A 20939-nucleotide genomic window follows, 5' to 3' on the forward strand; every position below is an offset into this window, starting at 1 on the left:
AATGTCGCCGAAAGCCTTAAACGGCGGCACTAAACCGGTTCGCCGGGGCCACCATTTTCGTTCACAGGAAGCATTCAAATGGGAAAGAGTAAGTTTGAGCGCAACAAGCCGCACGTCAACATTGGCACGATTGGCCACGTTGACCACGGTAAGACGTCTCTGACGGCAGCGATCACGAAGTACTTCGGTGAGTACAAGGCGTACGACCAGATCGACGCGGCTCCGGAAGAAAAGGCGCGTGGCATCACGATTTCGACGGCTCACGTTGAATACGAGACGCCGGCCCGCCACTATGCCCACGTCGACTGCCCCGGCCATGCCGACTACGTCAAGAACATGATCACCGGTGCTGCCCAGATGGACGGCGCGATCCTGGTGTGCTCGGCCGCTGACGGCCCGATGCCGCAGACGCGCGAACACATCCTGCTGGCCCGCCAGGTCGGCGTTCCGGCAATCGTGGTGTTCCTGAACAAGGTCGACCAGGTTGACGACGCCGAGCTTCTCGAACTGGTCGAGCTCGAAGTTCGCGAACTGCTGTCGTCCTACGATTTCCCGGGCGACGATATCCCGATCGTCAAGGGTTCGGCACTTGCTGCTCTCGAAGATTCGGACAAGAAGATCGGCGAAGATTCGATCCGCGAGCTGATGGCTGCTGTCGACGCCTACATCCCGACGCCTGAGCGTCCGATCAACCTGCCGTTCCTGCTGCCGATCGAAGACGTGTTCTCGATCTCGGGCCGCGGTACGGTTGTGACCGGCCGCGTCGAGCGTGGCATTGTCAAGGTTGGCGAAGAAGTCGAGATCGTCGGCATCCGCCCGACGACGAAGACGACGGTGACCGGCGTTGAAATGTTCCGCAAGCTGCTCGATCAGGGCCAGGCTGGCGACAACATCGGTGCGCTGATCCGCGGCGTTACCCGTGACGGCGTTGAGCGTGGCCAGATTCTGTGCAAGCCGGGTTCGGTCAAGCCGCACAAGAAGTTCATGGCTGAAGCCTACATCCTGACGAAGGAAGAGGGTGGCCGTCATACGCCGTTCTTCACCAACTACCGTCCGCAGTTCTACTTCCGCACGACCGACGTGACGGGCATCGTAACGCTGCCGGAAGGCACGGAGATGGTCATGCCGGGCGACAACGTCACGGTATCGGTCGAGCTGATCGTTCCGATCGCGATGGAAGAAAAGCTGCGCTTCGCTATCCGCGAAGGCGGCCGCACCGTCGGCGCCGGTATCGTCGCGTCGATCGTCGAGTAACTTTCGAGTTATCCGCAATTATGAAGACCCCGCTGGAAACAGCGGGGTTTTTCATTTTGATGGCTTCCTGTAGGTTTAACAGGTGTTGTAAAAATATCGTTAAGTTGGCCTGTCACAGTATTTTGTTCATCTCACGTTCAGAAACCGGTTTGTGATTGGGTCAATGTAGTCCAGACTCCTCCTTGCAAAGAGGAGAGCCCGGATGATTCCAAAGGCCACATTCGCTGCGACGATATTCGCGATGTATGTTTTCACGATGTTTTTCATCGCTGCAATACCGCAAGAAGTTGTTCAGTCTGCCGTAGTGCAGATTGGCGAGGTAAGTGTCGTCAAGTGACGACCTTTGCCGAACATCGCAGGGTTCTGCGGTGATCGGAAATGATCGGTCAGGTGCTCCCGGATAGGATGCTCCTGGCGACGCGGGGGTGAACCCTTGCAGGACGCTCGCTTGCTCTTCGCGCGGAAGCGTCTATCTATGCCTCCGATTTCATGACGCGGAGGATATTCCATGAAGAGACGTATTCTATTCACCGGCGGTTCGGGCAAGGCAGGTCGCCATGCGGTGCCGTGGCTCGTCAATGCCGGCTACGAGGTTCACAACCTCGATCTCGTGCCGCTCGATAGCCCCGGCGTCACCAATCTCATCGCCGACATCACCGATAGCGGTCAGGTCTTCAACGCGCTTTCGATGCATCGCGATTTTCCCGATCTCGACGCGGGCAGGGGCGTACAGCCCTTCGACGCCGTCGTGCATTTCGCCGCCATCCCGCGCATCCTGATCAAGCCCGACAACGAAACCTTCCGTATCAACACGATGGGCACCTATAATGTCATCGAGGCGGCGGTGAAACTCGGCATCCGGAAGATCATCGTCGCATCGAGCGAGACGACCTACGGCGTCTGCTTCGCCGAAGGCCATCGCGATTTCCACCAGTTCCCGCTAGAGGAGGACTACGACGTCAATCCGATGGATTCCTACGGCCTTTCCAAAGTGGTCAACGAAAAGACGGCGCGCGCCTTTGCCGAACGTTCGGGCTTCGACATCTATGCGTTGCGCATCGGCAACGTCATCGAGCCTGACGAATACGAGAAGTTTCCGACCTTTTTCGCCAATCCCGAGATGCGCAAGCGAATCGCCTGGAGCTATATCGACGCCCGCGACCTCGGGCAGATCTGCCATCTCTGCATCGAGAAGGACGGCCTCGGCTACCAGGTCTTCAACGCCGCCAACGACACCGTCTCGGCCAATACGCCATCGAAAGAGCTTGCGAAGCGATTCTTTCCGAACGTGCCCTTCACCCGCGAGATCGGCGAATATGAGGGCCTGCTCTCCAACCGCAAGATCCGCGAGGTGCTGGGTTTTAAGGAAGAACACGATTGGCGGAAATATGTGAAGGTCTGAATGGACCGTGGTTCCGCGACTGAAAGGCCGATCGCTCGCATATCAGGAGAATGGCCTTGAAAATCGAAAATCGTGCTTGCCAATCCCGTGTCGTCGTCTTAAAGGGAGCGCCATGCTTTTCAGCAGCGATTTGCGGGCCTTGGCCCAGGCGCTGAATGATCGGTATGAAGGGGTATAGCTCAGTTGGTAGAGCGGCGGTCTCCAAAACCGCAGGTCGTAGGTTCGAGCCCTACTGCCCCTGCCATTTTCCTGGATGCGGGACAGCGCGGACATGCTCGCGGCATTTCCGGCCGGGGATTGATTGGTGGCAAGTAATTTCGTTAAACTTCGGTTTCCCTCTTGTGTATTCGGAAATCGGTGTTTATTTAGGGTTCAACAGACACGCGGTGCGTGGGGCTGATAGTTTCAGCTTTACGCGCCGTAATTGCGTGGGCAGTCGATGGCATCCAAATCCAATCCGTTTACGTTTCTGCAGCAGGTTCGCTCCGAGACGTCCAAAGTTACATGGCCGTCGCGCCGCGAGACCATGATCTCGACGGTCATGGTGCTGGTGATGGTGGTTTTCGCCGCGCTGTTTTTCTTTGCCGCTGACCAGCTGATTGGCTGGGCTCTGAGCTTCGTGCTGAATACCGGCAACTGATACGGGTGGAGATGAAAATGGCGGCACGTTGGTACATCGTCCACGCATATTCCAATTTTGAAAAGAAGGTGGCTGAAGATATCGAGAACAAGGCTCGCCAGAAGGGGCTTGAGCACCTGTTCGAGAAGATCCTCGTGCCGACCGAAAAGGTGGTGGAAGTGCGTCGCGGCCGTAAGGTCGATTCCGAGCGCAAGTTTTTCCCGGGCTATGTCATGGTTCGCGCCAATCTGACGGACGAAGCCTATCACCTGATCAAGAATACGCCGAAGGTCACGGGTTTCCTTGGTTCCGACAATAAGCCCGTTCCGATTCCGGACTATGAAGCCGAGCGCATTCTCGGTCAGGTCCAGGAAGGTGTCGAGCGGCCGAAGGCCTCGATTACCTTCGAGATCGGTGAGCAGGTCCGCGTTTCCGACGGCCCGTTCGCTTCGTTCAACGGCACGGTTCAGGATGTGGACGAAGAGCGTTCGCGCCTGAAGGTGGAAGTGTCGATCTTCGGCCGCGCAACGCCGGTCGAGTTGGAATACGCTCAGGTCGAGAAGGTCTGATTGCAGAAACTGGAGGCTGGCCCTTGCGGCCTGTTTCCTGCGGACCTTGTCCGCATCCGCGTGGAAGGTGAGGGGTCTTAGCCGGACCCTAATGATCCGCACCACGCAACCGCAGCCGCCGGAGAGATCCGGCATCACGGGCCGGGCGACCGGCCGTTCATGAAAGGCAGAGAGATATGGCTAAGAAAGTTGCAGGCCTGCTCAAGCTTCAGGTCAAGGCAGGATCGGCAAACCCGTCCCCGCCGATTGGTCCGGCGCTTGGTCAGCGTGGCATTAACATCATGGAATTCTGCAAGGCGTTCAATGCCGCCACGCAGGAAATGGAAAAGGGCATGCCGATTCCGGTCGTCATTACCTATTACCAGGACAAGTCCTTCACCTTCGCGATGAAGCAGCCGCCGGTCAGCTACTGGCTGAAGAAGGAAGCGAAGATCACGTCCGGTTCCAAGACGCCCGGCAAGGGTGCCAAGGCCGGCTCCCTCACCAAGGCTCAGATCAAGTCGATCGCAGAAGCCAAGATGAAGGATCTGAACGCAGCGGATATCGAAGGTGCAATGGCGATGATAGAGGGCTCTGCCCGCGCCATGGGTCTGGAAGTGGTGGGTTAAGATCATGGCTGGTAAGCGCACGCAGAAGATCAACGAAGGTGTTGATCCCACCAAGCTCTACGCTCTGACCCTGGCCATTGGCATGGTCAAGGAACGGGCTGTCGCCAAGTTCGACGAAACCATCGAAGTCTCGATGAACCTCGGCGTCGACCCGCGCCATGCGGACCAGATGGTCCGCGGCGTCGTCAACCTGCCGAACGGCACGGGCCGTACGGTTCGTGTTGCCGTCTTCGCTCGTGGCGCCAAGGCTGACGAAGCCAAGGCCGCCGGTGCTGATATCGTCGGTGCCGAAGAGCTTGTCGAAATCGTCCAGGGCGGCAAGATCGAATTCGATCGCTGCATTGCCACCCCCGATATGATGCCGCTCGTCGGCCGTCTCGGTAAGGTTCTCGGCCCCCGCGGCATGATGCCGAACCCGAAGGTCGGCACCGTCACTATGGATGTCGCCGGAGCCGTCAAGGCTTCCAAGGGCGGCGCTGTCGAGTTCCGCGTCGAGAAGGCTGGCATCGTTCATGCCGGTATCGGCAAGGCCTCGTTCGACGCCAAGGCTCTGGAAGAAAACATCCGCGCCTTTGCTGACGCAGTCATCAAGGCGAAGCCGGCTGGCGCCAAGGGCAACTACGTCAAGCGCGTGGCGATTTCCTCGACCATGGGCCCGGGCGTCAAGATCGAGCCCGGCTCGGTCACCGGTGCTCCGGCTGCGTAAGTTTATGGCCGGGCTTTAAGCCCGGCGACTGAATTTCCGGCCTCGCAAGGGGCCGGAATATTCCGGAGAAATCCGGAATCCTGTCCGAGATTGCAGGTGGTTTTCCCTTAATCACTGTGCCTGCATGAGACGGGTAAGACCCGAATTGCATGAAGTTCGCTTCTAGGAACTCGGTTCGAGCCTTGGATGCCTTGTGCCTCTTTAGCCTTGATTGGCGCGAGAGCGCGGGGGGACAGGATCCTCAAGCGTCGCTTGGGATCTCGCATGATCCCAGGAGGCAAAAGGCAACCGGCGGGCCCATTTTCGGTCCCGCCAACTGGAGATAGGCAGTGGAAAGAGCGGAAAAACGCGAATTCGTCACGGAACTGAACGAAGTCTTCAAGGCTTCGGGATCAGTTGTCGTGGCCCACTATGCTGGTGCCACAGTCGCGCAGATGAACGACTTTCGTTCGAAGATGCGTGCAGCTGGCGGTACCGTCAAAGTCGCGAAGAACCGCCTGGCCAAGATTGCCCTTCAGGGTACGGAAGCGGAAGGGATGACCAATCTCTTCAAGGGTCAGACGCTGATTGCATACAGCACCGATCCGATCACCGCTCCGAAGGTCGTCATGGATTTCGCCAAGACCAATGACAAGATCATTGTTCTGGGTGGCGCCATGGGAACAACCACGCTCAACGCCGAAGCAGTCAAGTCGCTTGCGACCCTGCCTTCGCTCGATGAGCTGCGTGCGAAGCTGCTGGGCATGATCCAGACACCGGCTACCCGCATCGCTGGGGTTGTTGCAGCACCGGCAAGCCAGCTTGCCCGCGTGTTTGCGGCCTACGCCAAGAAGGACGAAGCCGCGTAAGGCGGTTTTTCGCTGTTTATAATCAACCGGTTCGAACCGAACAAAGGAACTAGTAAAATGGCTGATCTCGCAAAGATCGTTGACGACCTCTCCTCGCTGACCGTTCTGGAAGCTGCAGAACTGTCGAAGCTTCTCGAAGAAAAGTGGGGCGTTTCCGCTGCTGCTCCGGTAGCTGTTGCTGCCGCTGCCGGCGGTGCTGCTGCTGCTGTCGTTGAAGAAGAAAAGACCGAATTCGACGTCATCCTCGTCGAAGCTGGTGCCAACAAGATCAACGTCATCAAGGAAGTCCGCGCCATCACTGGTCTCGGCCTCAAGGAAGCCAAGGATCTCGTTGAAGCCGCTCCGAAGGCTGTCAAGGAAGGTGTCAACAAGGCTGAAGCTGCTGACATCAAGAAGAAGCTTGAAGACGCTGGCGCCAAGGCCGACGTCAAGTAATCTTGAACTGCTTTGGGAGGCAGTATCTTTACTGCCTCCCATTTGCCGTTTTTCTGAACGAATTACCCAAAAGCCGCGTCGAAACGGCTTTTGGGTAATGGGTTCTTCAAAAGGATGGTCTCGCACCGAGGGCAGCACAGCAATCCGAGCTGAGCGTTTTCTGGGGTCGGACGAGATTGAATTACTCATTGATTGACGGGATCGACTGGCCATCGGTTCCCGTCCGTTGCAGGCCCGGGTGCAAGATTTTGAAGGAGCGACGATGGCTCAGACCCTTTCGTTCAACGGTCGTAGGCGCGTACGCAAGTTTTTTGGTAAGATCCCCGAAGTCGCAGAAATGCCGAACCTCATCGAGGTTCAGAAGGCGTCCTACGACCAGTTTCTGATGGTTGAAGAGCCTAAGGGCGGCCGACCCGACGAGGGTCTTCAGGCCGTTTTCAAGTCGGTTTTCCCGATCACCGATTTCTCCGGCGCATCCATGCTGGAATTCGTGTCCTACGAGTTCGAACCGCCGAAGTTCGACGTTGACGAATGCCGTCAGCGCGACCTGACCTATGCAGCGCCGCTGAAGGTGACGCTGCGCCTCATCGTGTTCGATATTGACGAGGATACCGGCGCGAAGTCGATCAAGGACATCAAGGAACAGTCCGTTTACATGGGCGACATGCCGCTCATGACCAACAACGGCACGTTCATCGTCAACGGCACCGAGCGCGTCATCGTCTCCCAGATGCACCGTTCGCCGGGCGTCTTCTTCGATCACGACAAGGGCAAGAGCCATTCGTCCGGCAAGCTGCTCTTTGCTGCGCGCGTCATCCCCTATCGCGGTTCCTGGCTCGATATCGAATTCGACGCCAAGGACATCGTCTATGCTCGTATCGACCGCCGCCGCAAGATCCCTGTCACTTCGCTGCTGATGGCGCTCGGCATGGACGGCGAGGAAATTCTCGACACCTTCTACACGAAGTCGCTCTACAAGCGCGACGGCGAAGGCTGGCGCATTCCCTTCAAGCCGGAAACGCTGAAGGGTGCCAAGGCGATCACCGAGATGGTCGACGCCGATACCGGCGAAGTCGTCGTGGAAGCCGGCAAGAAGCTGACCCCGCGCCTGCTGCGCACGCTGTCCGACAAGGGGCTGAAGGCCCTCAAGGCCGCCGACGACGATCTGTATGGCAACTACCTCGCCGGCGACATCGTCAACTACTCGACGGGTGAAATCTACCTCGAGGCCGGCGACGAAATCGACGAGAAGACGCTTGGCATCATCCTGGCGAACGGCTTCGACGAGATCCCGGTTCTCGGCATCGACCACATCAATGTCGGCGCCTATATCCGCAACACGCTGACAGCCGACAAGAACGAGAACCGTCAGGACGCTCTGTTCGACATCTACCGCGTCATGCGTCCGGGTGAACCGCCGACCATGGAATCGGCTGAAGCCATGTTCAACTCGCTGTTCTTCGATGCGGAGCGTTACGACCTCTCCGCCGTCGGCCGCGTCAAGATGAATATGCGCCTCGACCTGACCGTCGAAGACACCGTCCGCATCCTGCGCAAGGACGACATCCTGGCCGTGGTCAGGATGTTGGTCGAACTGCGCGACGGCAAGGGCGAGATCGACGACATCGACAATCTCGGCAACCGCCGCGTCCGTTCGGTGGGCGAGCTGATGGAAAACCAGTACCGTCTCGGCCTGCTGCGCATGGAGCGCGCGATCAAGGAACGCATGTCCTCGATCGAGATCGACACGGTCATGCCGCAGGATCTGATCAACGCCAAGCCGGCCGCCGCTGCCGTGCGCGAATTCTTCGGTTCCTCGCAGCTCTCGCAGTTCATGGACCAGGTCAATCCGCTCTCGGAAATCACCCACAAGCGTCGTCTTTCGGCTCTTGGCCCGGGCGGTCTGACCCGTGAGCGCGCCGGCTTCGAAGTCCGCGACGTGCATCCGACCCACTATGGCCGCATTTGCCCGATCGAAACGCCGGAAGGCCCGAACATCGGTCTCATCAACTCACTTGCGACCTTTGCCCGCGTCAACAAGTACGGCTTCATCGAAAGCCCGTACCGCCGCATCGTCGACGGCAAGGTGACGAGCGACGTGCTCTACCTCTCCGCCATGGAAGAGGCGAAGTATTACGTCGCCCAGGCCAACGCCGAGATGAACGCTGACGGTTCCTTCGTCGACGAATTCGTCGTCTGCCGTCATGCCGGCGAAGTCATGCTCGCCCCGCGCGACAGCATGAACCTGATGGACGTCTCGCCGAAGCAGGTCGTTTCGGTCGCAGCCGCGCTCATCCCGTTCCTGGAAAACGACGACGCCAACCGCGCGCTCATGGGCTCGAACATGCAGCGTCAGGCAGTGCCGCTGCTGCGTGCCGAAGCCCCGTTCGTCGGTACCGGCATGGAGCCGGTCGTTGCCCGTGACTCCGGTGCCGCCATCGGCGCCCGCCGCGGCGGCGTGGTCGACCAGGTCGACGCGACGCGTATCGTTATCCGCGCCACGGAAGACCTCGAAGCCGGCAAATCCGGCGTCGATATCTACCGCCTGCAGAAGTTCCAGCGTTCGAACCAGAACACCTGCGTCAACCAGCGTCCGCTGGTCACCGTCGGTGACGAGGTCAACCGCGGCGACATCCTCGCCGACGGCCCGTCGACCGATCTCGGCGACCTGGCACTCGGCCGCAACGCGCTCGTCGCGTTCATGCCCTGGAACGGCTACAACTACGAAGACTCGATTCTGCTCTCCGAGCGTATCGTTGCCGACGACGTGTTCACCTCCATCCACATCGAGGAATTCGAAGTGATGGCGCGCGACACCAAGCTTGGTCCTGAGGAAATCACCCGCGATATTCCGAACGTTTCGGAAGAAGCACTGAAGAACCTCGACGAAGCCGGCATCGTCTATATCGGCGCCGAAGTTCAGCCGGGCGATATCCTCGTCGGCAAAATCACACCGAAGGGCGAAAGCCCGATGACGCCGGAAGAAAAGCTTCTGCGCGCCATCTTCGGCGAAAAGGCCTCCGACGTGCGCGACACCTCCATGCGCATGCCGCCCGGCACCTACGGCACCATCGTCGAAGTCCGCGTCTTCAACCGCCACGGCGTTGAAAAGGACGAGCGCGCGATGGCGATCGAGCGCGAAGAAATCGAGCGTCTGGCAAAGGACCGTGACGACGAGCAGGCGATCCTCGACCGTAACGTCTACGGCCGTCTGATCGAGATGCTGCGTGGCCAGGCCTCCATCGCCGGCCCGAAGGGCTTCAAGAAGGGAGCCGAGCTTTCGAACGCCGTCGTCTCCGAATATCCCCGCTCGCAGTGGTGGATGTTCGCGGTCGAAGACGAAAAGGTCCAGAGCGAGCTCGAAGCGCTTCGCGGCCAATACGACGAATCCAAGTCGCGCCTCGAACAGCGCTTCATGGACAAGGTCGAAAAGGTCCAGCGCGGCGATGAAATGCCTCCTGGCGTCATGAAGATGGTCAAGGTCTTCGTCGCCGTAAAGCGCAAGATCCAGCCCGGCGACAAGATGGCCGGCCGTCACGGGAACAAGGGCGTCGTCTCGCGCATTGTGCCGGTGGAGGACATGCCGTTCCTCGAAGACGGCACGCATGTCGATGTCGTTCTGAACCCGCTCGGCGTGCCTTCGCGCATGAACGTCGGCCAGATCCTGGAAACGCATCTGGGTTGGGCTTGCGCCGGCATGGGTCGCCAGATCGGCGAACTGATCGACGCATACAAGGCCAATGGCAACATTGAGCCGCTGCGCAAGACCATCGGCGATGTCGTCGGAGACGGCCCCAAGGCCGAACAGGTCCATGAGTTCGACGACGACTCTGTTCTGCGCCTCGCCGACCAGTGGAAGCGCGGCGTTTCGATTGCGACGCCTGTTTTCGACGGCGCGAACGAAGCCGACGTCAACGACATGCTGCGTCTGGCAGGTCTCAAGGATAGTGGTCAGTCGACGCTCTATGACGGCCGTACCGGTGAGCAGTTCGACCGTCAGGTGACGGTGGGCTACATCTACATGCTGAAGCTCAACCACCTGGTCGACGACAAGATCCATGCTCGTTCGATCGGTCCTTACTCGCTCGTGACTCAGCAGCCGCTGGGTGGCAAGGCGCAGTTCGGCGGCCAGCGCTTCGGCGAAATGGAAGTCTGGGCGCTCGAAGCATACGGCGCGGCCTACACGCTGCAGGAAATGCTGACGGTGAAGTCGGACGACGTCGCCGGCCGCACCAAGGTCTACGAAGCCATCGTCCGAGGAGACGACACGTTCGAAGCCGGTATTCCGGAAAGCTTCAACGTTCTCGTCAAGGAAATGCGCTCACTGGGCCTCAGCGTCGAGCTCGAGAACACCAAGCTTGACGAGGCGCAGGCAGCTCAGCTGCCCGACGCGGCCGAGTAAGCACTTGATAGGGCGTGCGCTGCCAATGCGGCGCACGCCGGTCCCACCGGGCGCCGTATCCGTGTCGGCCCGGGAGGGAAGTTTCGCCGCATCCAGCGGTTATTCTCGTTTAAGCGAGGGAGGCGGCTCCCGGGAAATTGCCGCCGACATCGCATTTTGAGGGCGCTTTAGCCCATGAAGGAGACAGGCATGAACCAAGAGGTCATGAATCTTTTCAATCCGCAGGTGCCTGCACAGAATTTCGATTCTATTCGGATTTCGATCGCGTCTCCGGAGAAGATCCTCTCCTGGTCTTACGGTGAGATCAAGAAGCCGGAAACCATCAACTACCGTACGTTCAAGCCGGAACGTGACGGTCTGTTCTGCGCGCGCATCTTCGGGCCGATCAAGGACTACGAATGCCTGTGCGGCAAGTACAAGCGCATGAAGTACAAGGGCATCATCTGCGAAAAGTGCGGCGTCGAAGTCACGCTGTCGCGCGTTCGCCGTGAGCGCATGGGCCATATCGAGCTCGCCGCTCCCGTTGCCCACATCTGGTTCCTGAAGTCGCTGCCATCACGCATTTCGACGCTGCTCGACATGACGCTGAAGGATGTCGAGCGCGTCCTCTACTTTGAAAACTACATCGTCACCGAGCCGGGCCTGACCGCCCTGAAGGAGCACCAGCTCCTCTCCGAAGAAGAGTACATGCTCGCTGTCGACGAATACGGCGAAGACCAGTTCACCGCGATGATCGGCGCCGAGGCGATCTACGAGATGCTGGCCTCGATGAACCTCGAAAAGATCGCTGGCGACCTGCGTGCCGAGCTTGCCGACACCACGTCGGATCTCAAGCAGAAGAAGCTGATGAAGCGCCTGAAGATCGTCGAGAACTTCATGGAGTCGGGCAACCGTCCGGAATGGATGATCATGAAGGTCGTTCCGGTCATCCCGCCGGACCTGCGTCCGCTGGTTCCGCTCGACGGCGGCCGTTTCGCGACGTCGGATCTGAACGATCTCTACCGCCGCGTCATCAACCGTAACAACCGTCTGAAGCGCCTGATCGAGCTTCGTGCGCCTGGCATCATCATCCGCAACGAAAAGCGCATGCTGCAGGAATCCGTTGACGCGCTGTTCGACAACGGCCGTCGCGGCCGTGTCATCACCGGTGCTAACAAGCGTCCGCTGAAGTCGCTCTCCGACATGCTGAAGGGCAAGCAGGGCCGCTTCCGCCAGAACCTGCTCGGCAAGCGCGTCGACTATTCCGGCCGTTCGGTCATCGTCACCGGTCCGGAGCTGAAGCTGCACCAGTGCGGCCTGCCGAAGAAGATGGCGCTCGAGCTCTTCAAGCCGTTCATCTATGCCCGCCTCGACGCCAAGGGTTACTCCTCGACCGTCAAGCAGGCCAAGAAGCTGGTCGAAAAGGAAAAGCCGGAAGTCTGGGATATCCTCGACGAGGTCATCCGCGAGCATCCGGTTCTCTTGAACCGCGCACCGACGCTGCACCGCCTGGGCATCCAGGCCTTCGAACCTATCCTGGTCGAAGGCAAGGCGATCCAGCTGCATCCGCTCGTCTGCACGGCCTTCAACGCCGACTTCGACGGCGACCAGATGGCCGTTCACGTGCCGCTGTCGCTCGAAGCTCAGCTCGAAGCCCGCGTGTTGATGATGTCGACCAACAACATCCTGCACCCGGCCAACGGCGCGCCGATCATCGTTCCCTCGCAGGACATGGTTCTCGGCCTCTACTATCTGTCGATCCTCAACCAGAACGAGCCGGGCGAAGGCATGGCCTTCTCCGATCTCGGCGAGCTGCATCACGCCCTCGAAAGCAAGGTCGTGACGCTGCACACCAAGATCCGCGGCCGCTTCAAGTCGGTCGACGAGGATGGCAAGCCTTACTCGAAGATCTATGAGACGACGCCTGGCCGTCTGCTCATCGGCGAACTGCTGCCGAAGAACGGCAAGGTGCCCTTCGATATCTGCAACCAGGAAATGACCAAGAAGAACATCTCGAAGATGATCGACACGGTCTATCGCCATTGCGGCCAGAAGGACACGGTCATTTTCTGCGACCGCATCATGCAGCTCGGCTTCGCCCACGCCTGCCGCGCCGGCATTTCGTTCGGCAAGGACGACATGGTCATTCCGGATGCCAAGGCCAAGATCGTTGCCGACACCGAAAACCTGGTGAAGGAATACGAGCAGCAGTACAATGACGGCCTCATCACCCAGGGCGAGAAGTACAACAAGGTTGTCGACGCCTGGGGTAAGGCGACCGAAAAGGTCGCCGAAGAGATGATGGCCCGCATTAAGGCGGTCGAATTCGACGAGAAGACCGGTCGCCAGAAGCCGATGAACTCGATCTACATGATGAGCCACTCCGGTGCCCGCGGTTCTCCGAACCAGATGCGCCAGCTGGGCGGCATGCGTGGCCTCATGGCCAAGCCGTCGGGCGAAATCATCGAGACCCCGATCATCTCGAACTTCAAGGAAGGCCTGACCGTCAACGAGTACTTCAACTCGACGCACGGCGCCCGTAAGGGTCTGGCAGACACCGCCCTGAAGACCGCCAACTCCGGCTACCTGACCCGCCGTCTCGTCGACGTCGCGCAGGATTGCATCGTCACGCATGTCGATTGCGGAACGCAGACGGGCCTCACCATGACCGCCATCGTCGATGCCGGTCAGGTGGTTGCCTCGATCGGCGTCCGTATCCTCGGCCGCACGGCGCTCGACGACATCGATCATCCGGTCACGGGTGAGCGCATCGTCGATGCCGGCAGGATGATCCTCGAGCCCGACGTCGTCGAAATCGAGAAGGCCGGCATCCAGTCGATCCGCATCCGCTCGGCACTGACCTGCGAAATCCAGACGGGCGTCTGCTCGGTCTGCTACGGCCGCGACCTTGCGCGCGGTACGCCGGTCAATATGGGCGAAGCCGTCGGCGTTATCGCTGCTCAGTCGATCGGCGAGCCGGGCACCCAGCTCACCATGCGTACCTTCCACCTTGGCGGTACGGCAACCGTGGTCGACCAGTCGTTCCTCGAAGCCTCGTACGAAGGTACGGTGCAGATCAAGAACCGCAACATTCTGCGCAACTCCGATGGCAACCTCGTTGCCATGGGCCGCAACATGACCGTCCAGATCTTGGACGAACGTGGTGTCGAGCGGTCGTCGCAGCGTGTGGCCTACGGTTCGAAGCTGCATGTCGACGAAGGCGACAAGGTCAAGCGCGGCCAGCGTCTGGCAGAGTGGGACCCCTACACCCGTCCGATGATGACGGAAGTGGCTGGTACCGTTCAGTTTGAAGATCTGGTCGACGGTCTCTCCGTTCTGGAAGCGACCGACGAATCGACTGGCATCACCAAGCGTCAGGTTATCGACTGGCGTTCGACCCCGCGCGGCTCGGACCTCAAGCCGGCGATCGTCATCAAGGATGCCAGCGGCAATATCGCGAAGCTCTCCCGTGGTGGTGACGCCCGCTTCTTCCTCTCGGTCGATGCGATCCTGTCGGTCGAGCCGGGCACGAAGGTCTCCCAGGGTGACGTTCTCGCCCGTTCGCCGCTCGAAAGCGCCAAGACCAAGGACATCACCGGCGGTCTGCCGCGTGTTGCCGAGCTGTTCGAAGCCCGCCGTCCGAAGGACCACGCCATCATCGCAGAGATCGATGGTACGATCCGCCTCGGCCGCGACTACAAGAACAAGCGTCGCGTCATCATCGAGCCGGCGGAAGACGGTGTCGAGCCTGTCGAATACCTGATTCCGAAGGGCAAGCCCTTCCACCTTCAGGAAGGCGACTATATCGAAAAGGGTGACTACATCCTCGACGGTAACCCGGCTCCGCACGACATCCTGGCGATCAAGGGCGTGGAGGCTCTGGCCTCCTACCTCGTCAACGAGATCCAGGAAGTCTACCGCCTGCAGGGCGTCGTCATCAACGACAAGCACATCGAGGTGATTGTCCGTCAGATGCTGCAGAAGGTGGAAATCACCGATGCAGGCGACTCGACCTATATCGTCGGCGACAATGTCGACCGGATCGAGCTCGAAGACGTCAACGATCACCTGATCGAGCAGGGCAAGAAACCAGCCTATGGCGATCCGGTTCTTCTCGGCATCACCAAGGCATCGCTGCAGACCCCGTCCTTCATCTCGGCCGCGTCCTTCCAGGAAACGACAAAGGTGCTGACGGAAGCTGCGATCGCCGGCAAGACCGACGGTCTGCAGGGTCTGAAGGAAAACGTCATCGTCGGCCGCCTTATCCCGGCCGGCACTGGCGGCACCATGACCCAGATCCGCCGCATCGCCACGTCGCGCGACGAGATGATCCTCGAAGAGCGCCGCAAGGGTACGGGTGCTGCCGTTGCCACGCCGATGCTGCAGGACATGGCCGAAAAGGCTCCGGCTGCGGAATAACCCGCAGCTGAAGTCTATGAAATTGAAAAACCGCCCGGAGCGATCCGGGCGGTTTTGTTTTATCTGCTCTTATTATTTGGCGGGGAGGGAGGCTGCTTCCGCTTATGCTGCCTTGGCAGCGTCAGCAACGGCGCCCTTCAGTTGAACCGGATGATCGCGACTTCGCCTTCGATGGCGCCCTGGTAGGCAGAGGCGTGCGGCTCTTCGGCCGGGACCTCGGTCAGCATGCCGATCTGGTCGAGATCTGCCTCGATGAAGCCTTCCTCGGCAAGGGCGTTCAAGGCCTCGCGTACGGCAGTGTCGTCGTCAGGCGCCTTCAGCATGATGTGCAGGTCGATGCCTTCGCTGGCGTCGGACTCGTAGCCCTTGCCGATGATGATGAAGATCATCGGGCCGTCGAAATTATTGTCGTTATCAGGTGTCGTGATCATCGCCCGTCCTTCGGCTCTTTGACGATTCGGTCGCTCGAATCCTGCTGGGAGGGCCGAACGCCGCATTTGCTGATTCCTTAACTGCTTTTGCTGCAATGCCCAAGTTTTTATCTTGGGGCACAGCCGTGAATTCGTCTAGAAGGATGAAACAGGGCGTTCGGCCGGCATATCAAGGCGATACGGCGAGTTTATTTCTTAACCGGCCTTGACGAGACGGGTGGAAACCAGTAGTACCCCGGCCATCAGATCCCATGTGAGGCTTGGCTGTTCGGGGCGACTCGCCCTGAAGTTCACCTCAAACAAGGTTCTAAACGCACGTTGAAGTCATGATGCTGCACGCACGACGCATATTCTATGCGTCCTCTGCTCCTTGTGGTCCATCTGCGGAAGCGGATCGGGCCATATTTTGCGCATTGACGGAAAGCGCGCGTCACTGCCGGAGACGGCGCGAGTTCAAGCCCGCAAGGGTACTGAGATAAAACGTAAGGGATGGTTGAATGCCTACCGTAAACCAGCTGATCCGCAAGCCTCGCCAGGCGAACGTAAAGCGTAACAAGGTTCCCGCACTCCAGGAGAACCCGCAGAAGCGCGGCGTTTGCACGCGCGTCTACACGACGACGCCGAAGAAGCCGAACTCGGCTCTGCGTAAGGTCGCAAAGATCCGCCTGACCAACGGCTTCGAAGTCATTGGTTACATCCCCGGCGAAGGTCATAACCTTCAGGAACACTCCGTCGTCATGATCCGTGGCGGCCGCGTCAAGGACCTTCCGGGTGTCCGTTATCACATCATCCGCGGCGTTCTCGATACCCAGGGTGTCAAGAACCGCAAGCAGCGCCGCTCCAAGTACGGCGCGAAGCGTCCGAAGTAATTCGGTTTTTGAATAATCCGGCGCTGCGCGAGGTCCTCCGCGTCATGAAGCGCCTTAACGGTTGAAGAGACAAAATATGTCCAGACGTCATAAAGCAGAAAAGCGCGAGATCAATCCGGACCCGAAGTTCGGCGATCTCGTCGTCACCAAGTTCATGAATGCCATCATGCTCGACGGCAAGAAGTCCGTTGCTGAAAACATCGTCTACGGTGCGTTCGACGTTGTTCAGGGCAAGGCCAAGCAGGAGCCGCTCACGGTTTTCCATTCTGCGCTGGAGAACATTGCCCCGCACGTTGAAGTTCGCTCGCGTCGTGTCGGTGGTGCGACCTATCAGGTCCCCGTCGATGTTCGTCCGGAGCGCCGCCAGGCTCTTGCTATTCGCTGGCTGATCGCTGCTGCCCGCAAGCGCAATGAAACGACTATGGTTGACCGCCTTTCCGGCGAACTGCTCGATGCGTCCAACAACCGCGGCTCCGCCGTCAAGAAGCGCGAAGACACGCACAAGATGGCTGACGCCAACCGCGCGTTCTCGCACTATCGCTGGTAATTCCGAACGGTATCGAAAGGCAGTCCACAATGGCTCGCGAATATAAGATCGAAGACTACCGTAATTTCGGTATCATGGCGCATATCGACGCCGGCAAGACCACGACCACCGAGCGTATTCTTTATTACACCGGCAAGTCGCATAAGATCGGCGAAGTTCACGACGGCGCAGCCACCATGGACTGGATGGAGCAGGAGCAGGAGCGTGGCATCACGATCACCTCTGCTGCCACCACGACCTACTGGAAGGGTCGTGACGGCAAAACGCGCCGCTTCAACATCATCGACACTCCCGGCCACGTCGACTTCACCATTGAAGTCGAGCGTTCGCTGCGCGTTCTCGACGGCGCCATCGCGCTGCTCGACGCCAACGCCGGTGTTGAGCCGCAGACGGAAACCGTCTGGCGTCAGGCCGAGAAGTACAATGTCCCGCGGATGATCTTCTGCAACAAGATGGACAAGACCGGTGCGGACTTCTACCGCTCCGTCGAGATGATCAAGACCCGTCTCGGTGCAACGGCTGTCGTCATGCAGCTCCCGATCGGTGCAGAAACCGAATTCAAGGGCGTCATCGACCTGGTCGAGATGAACGCACTCATCTGGCGCGACGAGTCGCTCGGCGCCCAGTGGGATGTCGTCGAGATCCCCGAGGACATGAAGGCCAAGGCTGAAGAATATCGCGAAAAGCTGATCGAGACGGTCGTCGACATCGACGAAGCCGCCACCGAAGCTTACCTCGAAGGTATTCTGCCCGACAACGATCAGATCCGTGCGCTGGTTCGCCGCGGCACGATTGACGTCAAGTTTCACCCGATGTTCTGCGGCACTGCCTTCAAGAACAAGGGCGTGCAGCCGCTGCTCGACGCCGTCGTCGACTACCTGCCGTCGCCGATGGACATCCCGGCGATCAAGGGCATCGACTTCAAGACGGAAGCCGAAATCGAGCGTCATGCCGATGACAGCGAGCCGCTTTCCATGCTCGCCTTCAAGATCATGAACGACCCCTTCGTCGGTTCGCTGACCTTCGCCCGCATCTACTCGGGCAAGCTCGAGAAGGGCACTTCGGTCATCAACACGGTCAAGGACAAGCGCGAGCGCGTCGGCCGTATGCTGCAGATGCACTCCAACTCGCGTGAAGACATCGAAGAAGCCTTCGCAGGCGACATCGTGGCTCTCGCTGGCCTCAAGGAAACCACGACGGGCGACACGCTCTGCGATCCGCTGAAGCCGGTTATCCTCGAGCGCATGGAATTCCCGGAGCCGGTCATCCAGATCGCCATCGAGCCGAAGACCAAGGGCGACCAGGAAAAGATGGGCCTCGCGCTCAACCGCCTGGCTGCTGAAGATCCGTCCTTCCGCGTCAAGACCGACCAGGAATCAGGCCAGACCATCATCGCCGGGATGGGCGAACTGCATCTCGACATCATCGTCGACCGCATGCGTCGTGAATTCAAGGTCGAAGCAACTGTCGGCGCGCCGCAGGTTGCCTACCGCGAAACCATCACTAGGACGCATGAAGAAGACTACACGCACAAGAAGCAGTCCGGTGGTACCGGCCAGTTCGCGCGCGTCAAGATCGTCTTCGAACCGAACCCGGAAGGCGACGAATTCAAGTTCGAATCGAAGATCGTCGGCGGTTCCGTTCCCAAGGAATACATCCCCGGCGTCCAGAAGGGCATCGAAAGCGTTCTGTCTTCGGGTCCGCTCGCAGGCTTCCCGATGCTCGGCGTCAAGGCGACCCTCATCGACGGCGCCTTCCACGACGTCGACTCCTCGGTTCTCGCCTTCGAAATCGCATCGCGTGCCTGCTTCCGTGAAGCAGCCAGGAAGGCCGGCGCTCAGCTGCTCGAGCCGATGATGAAGGTCGAAGTCGTCACCCCGGAAGATTACGTCGGCGACGTTATCGGCGACCTGAACTCCCGTCGCGGTCAGATCCAGGGCCAGGAAAGCCGTGGTATCGCCGTCGTCATCAACGCGAACGTCCCGCTCGCGAACATGTTCAAGTACGTCGACAACCTGCGCTCCATGTCCCAGGGCCGCGCCCAGTACACGATGACCTTCGATCACTATTCGCCGGTCCCGTCGAACGTCGCAACTGAAATCCAGGCAAAGTATTCCGGTCAGAAGTGACCGGAATACCAATTGACCGATAACAAGAATTAGATCCCTTCGGGGACTAGCAAAACGGAGACCCGAAAATGGGAAAGAGTAAGTTTGAGCGCAACAAGCCGCACGTCAACATTGGCACGATTGGCCACGTTGACCACGGTAAGACGTCTCTGACGGCAGCGATCACGAAGTACTTCGGTGAGTACAAGGCGTACGACCAGATCGACGCGGCTCCGGAAGAAAAGGCGCGTGGCATCACGATTTCGACGGCTCACGTTGAATACGAGACGCCGGCCCGCCACTATGCCCACGTCGACTGCCCCGGCCATGCCGACTACGTCAAGAACATGATCACCGGTGCTGCCCAGATGGACGGCGCGATCCTGGTGTGCTCGGCCGCTGACGGCCCGATGCCGCAGACGCGCGAACACATCCTGCTGGCCCGCCAGGTCGGCGTTCCGGCAATCGTGGTGTTCCTGAACAAGGTCGACCAGGTTGACGACGCCGAGCTTCTCGAACTGGTCGAGCTCGAAGTTCGCGAACTGCTGTCGTCCTACGATTTCCCGGGCGACGATATCCCGATCGTCAAGGGTTCGGCACTTGCTGCTCTCGAAGATTCGGACAAGAAGATCGGCGAAGATTCGATCCGCGAGCTGATGGCTGCTGTCGACGCCTACATCCCGACGCCTGAGCGTCCGATCAACCTGCCGTTCCTGCTGCCGATCGAAGACGTGTTCTCGATCTCGGGCCGCGGTACGGTTGTGACCGGCCGCGTCGAGCGTGGCATTGTCAAGGTTGGCGAAGAAGTCGAGATCGTCGGCATCCGCCCGACGACGAAGACGACGGTGACCGGCGTTGAAATGTTCCGCAAGCTGCTCGATCAGGGCCAGGCTGGCGACAACATCGGTGCGCTGATCCGCGGCGTTACCCGTGACGGCGTTGAGCGTGGCCAGATTCTGTGCAAGCCGGGTTCGGTCAAGCCGCACAAGAAGTTCATGGCTGAAGCCTACATCCTGACGAAGGAAGAGGGTGGCCGTCATACGCCGTTCTTCACCAACTACCGTCCGCAGTTCTACTTCCGCACGACCGACGTGACGGGCATTGTGACGCTGCCGGAAGGCACGGAGATGGTCATGCCGGGCGACAACGTCACGGTATCGGTCGAGCTGATCGTTCCGATCGCGATGGAAGAAAAGCTGCGCTTCGCTATCCGCGAAGGCGGCCGCACCGTCGGCGCCGGTATCGTCGCGTCGATCGTCGAGTAATTAGCGGCTGGGCCACCTGGCCCAAGGAAAGGATAGGGACGCCGATCTCGGTGTCCCTCTCGATCTTTGAAACCGGTGGCCCGCTAACGTAACTGAAGGTAAGTCGTGTCCCTAAGTGGTGACACGCGGATAACAGACACAAGGATAAAGTCGAATGAACGGCCAGAATATCCGCATCCGCCTGAAGGCGTTCGATCATCGGATTCTCGACGCCTCCACGCGTGAGATCGTATCGACGGCTAAGCGCACCGGTGCAAGCGTCCGGGGCCCCGTTCCGCTTCCGACCCGCATCGAGAAGTTTACGGTCAACCGGTCCCCGCATATCGACAAGAAGAGCCGCGAACAGTTCGAGATGCGCACGCATAAGCGCCTTCTCGATATCGTTGACCCGACCCCGCAGACGGTAGACGCGCTGATGAAGCTCGATCTCGCCGCCGGTGTCGATGTTGAGATCAAGCTCTGAGACCTCGGGTCTTCG

Annotated in this window: 16 protein-coding genes and 1 tRNA gene; 16 read left to right on the plus strand and 1 reads right to left on the minus strand. The window is 59.5% G+C overall.

Going from position 1 to position 20939, the window contains the following annotated elements; genetic code table 11:
- Positions 1-78 precede the first annotated feature (78 nt).
- From tuf (AC2444_RS07140) to rpoC, 11 genes are all read left to right on the plus strand, one after another.
- Positions 79-1254, plus strand: coding sequence for an elongation factor Tu (gene tuf / locus AC2444_RS07140; RefSeq protein ID WP_012757012.1), 1176 nt, complete (start codon positions 79-81; stop codon positions 1252-1254).
- A 508-nt stretch (positions 1255-1762) separates the two neighbouring features.
- Positions 1763-2656, plus strand: coding sequence for an NAD-dependent epimerase/dehydratase family protein (locus AC2444_RS07145; protein ID WP_012757013.1), 894 nt, complete (start codon positions 1763-1765; stop codon positions 2654-2656).
- Positions 2657-2824: 168 nt separating this feature from the next.
- Positions 2825-2900, plus strand: a tRNA-Trp gene (locus tag AC2444_RS07150).
- Positions 2901-3095: 195 nt separating this feature from the next.
- Positions 3096-3296, plus strand: coding sequence for a preprotein translocase subunit SecE (gene secE / locus AC2444_RS07155; RefSeq protein ID WP_003558522.1), 201 nt, complete (start codon positions 3096-3098; stop codon positions 3294-3296).
- Between the two features lie 17 nt (positions 3297-3313).
- Positions 3314-3844: a transcription termination/antitermination protein NusG gene (nusG, locus tag AC2444_RS07160; RefSeq protein ID WP_003547516.1), complete on the plus strand. Its 531-nt coding sequence runs from the start codon at positions 3314-3316 to the stop codon at positions 3842-3844.
- A 176-nt stretch (positions 3845-4020) separates the two neighbouring features.
- The gene (rplK, locus tag AC2444_RS07165) at positions 4021-4452 is read left to right on the plus strand and encodes a 50S ribosomal protein L11 (RefSeq protein WP_012757014.1); all 432 of its coding nucleotides are present in this window, start codon (positions 4021-4023) and stop codon (positions 4450-4452) included.
- Between the two features lie 4 nt (positions 4453-4456).
- Complete coding sequence (gene rplA, locus AC2444_RS07170; RefSeq protein ID WP_012757015.1) at positions 4457-5158, plus strand: 50S ribosomal protein L1; 702 nt, start codon at positions 4457-4459, stop codon at positions 5156-5158.
- Positions 5159-5487: 329 nt separating this feature from the next.
- A complete protein-coding gene (gene rplJ / locus AC2444_RS07175; RefSeq protein WP_012757016.1) occupies positions 5488-6006 on the plus strand; it encodes a 50S ribosomal protein L10 in 519 nt (172 codons plus the stop codon).
- A gap of 57 nt (positions 6007-6063) precedes the next feature.
- A complete protein-coding gene (gene rplL / locus AC2444_RS07180) occupies positions 6064-6441 on the plus strand; it encodes a 50S ribosomal protein L7/L12 (RefSeq protein ID WP_003547523.1) in 378 nt (125 codons plus the stop codon).
- A 262-nt stretch (positions 6442-6703) separates the two neighbouring features.
- Complete coding sequence (gene rpoB / locus AC2444_RS07185) at positions 6704-10843, plus strand: DNA-directed RNA polymerase subunit beta (protein ID WP_012757017.1); 4140 nt, start codon at positions 6704-6706, stop codon at positions 10841-10843.
- A 189-nt stretch (positions 10844-11032) separates the two neighbouring features.
- Positions 11033-15241 carry a DNA-directed RNA polymerase subunit beta' gene (rpoC, locus tag AC2444_RS07190; protein ID WP_003558528.1) on the plus strand — a complete coding sequence of 1403 codons (4209 nt, stop codon included), beginning with the start codon at positions 11033-11035 and terminating at the stop codon, positions 15239-15241.
- A gap of 137 nt (positions 15242-15378) precedes the next feature.
- Here rpoC and AC2444_RS07195 read toward each other — a convergent pair whose 3' ends face one another.
- Complete coding sequence (locus AC2444_RS07195; protein WP_012757018.1) at positions 15379-15672, minus strand: hypothetical protein; 294 nt, start codon at positions 15670-15672, stop codon at positions 15379-15381.
- Positions 15673-16169: 497 nt separating this feature from the next.
- Between AC2444_RS07195 and rpsL the strand changes: the two genes are divergently transcribed.
- The 5 genes from rpsL (at position 16170) to rpsJ (ending at position 20924) form a co-directional block, all read left to right on the plus strand.
- Entirely contained in the window at positions 16170-16541 is a 372-nt protein-coding gene (gene rpsL, locus AC2444_RS07200) for a 30S ribosomal protein S12 (protein ID WP_003547537.1), read from the plus strand.
- A 76-nt stretch (positions 16542-16617) separates the two neighbouring features.
- Positions 16618-17088, plus strand: a complete 471-nt coding sequence (gene rpsG, locus AC2444_RS07205; protein ID WP_011651422.1) for a 30S ribosomal protein S7 — start codon at positions 16618-16620, stop codon at positions 17086-17088.
- A 29-nt stretch (positions 17089-17117) separates the two neighbouring features.
- The gene (gene fusA / locus AC2444_RS07210; protein ID WP_012757019.1) at positions 17118-19217 is read left to right on the plus strand and encodes an elongation factor G; all 2100 of its coding nucleotides are present in this window, start codon (positions 17118-17120) and stop codon (positions 19215-19217) included.
- Between the two features lie 68 nt (positions 19218-19285).
- A complete protein-coding gene (tuf, locus tag AC2444_RS07215; protein ID WP_012757012.1) occupies positions 19286-20461 on the plus strand; it encodes an elongation factor Tu in 1176 nt (391 codons plus the stop codon).
- Between the two features lie 154 nt (positions 20462-20615).
- Entirely contained in the window at positions 20616-20924 is a 309-nt protein-coding gene (gene rpsJ, locus AC2444_RS07220) for a 30S ribosomal protein S10 (RefSeq protein ID WP_003547547.1), read from the plus strand.
- Positions 20925-20939 lie beyond the last annotated feature (15 nt).

It is taken from the genome of Rhizobium sp. WSM1328 (assembly GCF_057653715.1).